The 3301-nt window shown below is 46.2% G+C and carries 2 protein-coding genes; one reads left to right on the top strand and one right to left on the bottom strand.

Features of this window, described 5'->3' with window-relative positions; translation table 11 throughout:
- Positions 1-27: 27 nt before the first annotated feature.
- Positions 28-2373 carry a response regulator gene (locus B5D35_RS23175; RefSeq protein WP_078754760.1) on the bottom strand — a complete coding sequence of 782 codons (2346 nt, stop codon included), beginning with the start codon at positions 2371-2373 and terminating at the stop codon, positions 28-30.
- Between the two features lie 93 nt (positions 2374-2466).
- Between B5D35_RS23175 and B5D35_RS23170 the strand changes: the two genes are divergently transcribed.
- Positions 2467-3267 (top strand): substrate-binding periplasmic protein, encoded by an 801-nt coding sequence (locus B5D35_RS23170; protein ID WP_078754759.1) that lies wholly within the window; start codon positions 2467-2469, stop codon positions 3265-3267.
- The last annotated feature ends 34 nt before the right edge of the window (positions 3268-3301 follow it).

Below are 3301 nucleotides of genomic sequence, written 5' to 3'. Positions count from 1 at the left end.
CTTTTTAACTCAGGATAACCTAGGGTCTCAGCGGCCTTCTACTAACTTTGCAACGGAGCCCGTTTGCGCCTTTCCTTGTTCTAACGTCGGGAGATGCAAGCGCAACATACGTTCAAGATCCGCCTTACTAACGGGTTTCGCGATATAGTCGTCCATACCCGATTTTAAACACTCTTCCCTGTCTTTTGCGGTGGCATTCGCCGTTAACGCAACAATGGGGGCATGATCTGCTAAATGGTGCTCTCTTATTAAGCGGGACGCTTGGAAACCATCCATTATTGGCATCTGGCAATCCATAAAGATCAGATTAAAGGCGTCATTTTCGCAGTATTCAACCGCAATTTTCCCGTTCTCCGCAATCACAACCTCTACCCCTAATTTAGTGAGCATGGCTTGCGTGACACGCTGATTTACTTTCGTGTCTTCCACCACCAATATGCGCCCTACAAAATGAGACGACGAGCCTGAAAGTTGGCTAACTTCTCCAGCATTCGACTGATGCAGTTCTGAAATCACCCCCAATTGAGGCTGCTGGCCTCTTAACACGCGGAGAATTGTGTTTTTTAAGTCACTGAATTTATAGGGGCGAGAGAGATAACCTTCGATGCCGAGCGTGCCCAATTTGACATTGTCATGCACTTCGGGGGCTGCGGTAATCATCATTAAACTAGGGCACCGGTTTCCAAACCGTTTTCTCAACTGAGACGCTACCGAGAACCCATCCACACTCGGCATCAACTTATCTAAGATAACGAGTTTGTAGGGCTTCGCGGTATCAATACGCTCCGCAATCATCTCCTCGGCGTCTTCAGGACGGACACAACACGTGATATGACACCCGAGGTTTCCGAGCTGAATACTGGTAATGCGCATATTGAGTCTGCTGTCGTCAACCAACAACATCTCCGTATCCGCAAACAAAAGGGTATCAATCGGCGTAGCTTCAGGCTCTTGCGCTCGCTCAAAAGTTACCGTAAAGAAGAAGCGGCTGCCTTTATTTTCCTGACTTTCAACGGTCAACTCACCGCCCATCAGTTCCACAATTTGTTTCGAGATAGCCAACCCTAACCCTGTCCCGCCAAAATTGCGAGTCGTGCTACCATCTGCTTGCTCAAACTTTTCAAAGATGGTTTCTAGCTTCTCTTGGGGAATACCGATGCCTGAATCAAACACTTCAAACAGCACGGTACAAAAATCACCGCGTTCACCCACATTTTGAAAATTAACCCTGACATTGCCTTTTTCTGTAAATTTGACCGCATTCCCCACCAAATTAATCATGACCTGACGAAGCCTTGGTGCATCCCCCATCAACAATGGCGTTAGGTCTGGATCCACATGGCATTCAAAATCAATACTCTTTTCTTTCGTGCGAAGCTTAAACATCTGCTCGATGTCTTTGTTCAGCTCAAACACGTTGAGTTCAACGGTGTCCAGTTCCAGCTTGCCCGCTTCGATTTTTGAAAAGTCGAGGATGTCATTGATGATATCAAGCAAGGTGAGGGACGACGTTTCAAGCATGTCGATAAATTCACGCTGCTCCTCATCAAGCTTGGTGCCTTTAAGCAGCGAAGCCATGCCGATAATGCCATTCATAGGCGTCCGAATTTCATGACTCATATTGGCAAGAAATTCACTTTTCTTCTTGTTTGCTCGTTCCGCGACGCGTTTGGATTCTTTCAACTCTTGACTGTTGTTCCGCATTCTCTCTACGGTATTGTTGTATTGGGTGTAGAGCCTTATCAGCTCCTCCCCCATGCCTTTATGAGGCGGCTCTATGGGTTCGGGCATGTTGTCGACATCAAACTTGGTTACGCCTTTAGATACCCAAATCAGGGGGCGAACTACCTCAACGTAAACAATCAAAAATACCAACCCACCGAGCACCAGCGTGGCTGCCCCCAAAAAGAGAAGCAACGTGATAAACCTTTCGGTCAGGCTGTTGTAGAGATGCTGAAGACTGACGTCGACTCTGATGTAACCCAGCTCGAACTCTGACCCGAACTGTGCGTATTTAATCGGCCATTGGTAAGTTAATTTTGGCTCTGACGGTGGCTGTCCGGCTTCCGCCAATACACGGTTCTGATCGTAAACAACCACATACGCCACATCCGGATTTCGGAAAATACCGTCAGTGACCACGTTGAGCTGCTCAACATCCTCCTGCCACACACTGCTGGCCACTGCGGGTAGGTCTGTCTTTTGAATCAGCTCCGCATTCTCACGCGATTGTTCATAGCGTGCCTGATAATCAAGGTACAGCGCGAATGCTGCTACAAGAAAAGCAAGTAACGTACATACCAGCAAAATTCGCCCAACCAACCTCGCAGCCATGCTCACAGGTGGTCGTAAACTCTCGTTTTGATTCAACATAGTCTAGGCTTAAAAGTGTCTTAAAAGTGTCTTAAAAAAGGAACATACATTTTTAATGATAGCGTTGTTTCACAAAATGAGAGTGCCGATAATATGCGCCAACCAAAAGCCCGATTAACAAAGCATGTCTACCCCGTTCTTTCCGCTGTCTTCTCTGTTGTTTTCAGCACATCCGTCTTTGCTGCCTCACTGGATTATTACGTCATTCAAAACCAGTCAGAGCCATTGCAAATACAAGACAGTGGTGAAAATCACCGTGGTATCGTGACTGAAATAGTGCAAAGGGCACTCAAGGGGTCAAAATACGAACTGGAGATTCATACCTACCCGTTTAACCGCATGATTGCAGAGCTAAGCAAAAATCAAAACGCGAATTGGATTACCTATGGCAGCCCTCTTTGGGGAGACATGCAAGCCGCCAATTTGTCGAAATCTCCCATATTAGAAGTTGAACACAGTATTTTAAGCGGGGCGAAGTCAGAGTTTAATTATAAAGATACCGACGATCTTGAAGACAAAGTCGCTATTTTACTTTTCGGTTTTGATTATCCGGGATTAGATAAGAAAATTAAAAAAGGGGATGTCAGTGAAATCCGCGTCAAGAACTATGACTCTGCACTGCGTGTCGTGGATAGACTCAAAGGTGCCGGCGGTTTTGTCGAAATGGATCTTAGGCTGCAATACCACCTAAAACGTCTCGGCTTTACCCCTGAAGATTATAAGCTTCAAAAAATCAATAACATGATCCCAAACTACCAAATTCATCTCGCGTACTCCCCGGGCATTGATCCAGAAATGCAAGCCTACATCGATGCGAGAATTGAAGAAATGAAAGCCAATAACGAACTGCAAGAGATTGTGGCTAGTTACCTGGGCTCCGTTGCAAAGTTTTAAGTTTCAGGCAATCTAGTGTCACCTTCCTCGTCGT

It is taken from the genome of Enterovibrio nigricans DSM 22720 (assembly GCF_900167155.1).
Classification (GTDB): domain Bacteria; phylum Pseudomonadota; class Gammaproteobacteria; order Enterobacterales; family Vibrionaceae; genus Enterovibrio; species Enterovibrio nigricans.
The sequence above is the reverse complement of the archived record's forward strand: the minus strand, read 5'-3'. Positions and strand labels throughout refer to the sequence as shown.